We start from the raw sequence: 240 nt of genomic DNA on the forward strand, positions 1-240 counted from the left end.
GCCCAAATAATGCTGTCTTAACGATTGGTGGTGATATCGACGTTGATGACACGCTAGAGTGGGTTAACAAGTACTTTGGCCGTATCCCTCAAGGCCCAGAAGTTAGGGCTGCAGAGAAACAACCTGCCGTGCTAACAGAAGATAAGTACATCACCTTAGAAGATAATATTCGTCAGCCGATGGTACTGGTCGGTTGGCCAACAACGTATCGCGGAGAAGAGACACAAGCTTCACTGAATG

General features: G+C 47.5%; 1 protein-coding gene. It reads left to right on the plus strand.

The genetic code is table 11. The features are described 5' to 3' along the window. On the plus strand, positions 1 to 240 hold a 240-nt coding region (locus AC6UDA_RS06975), incomplete at both ends, for an insulinase family protein (RefSeq protein ID WP_500711455.1).

Source organism: Fructilactobacillus sp. X8R4C1, assembly GCF_059900905.1.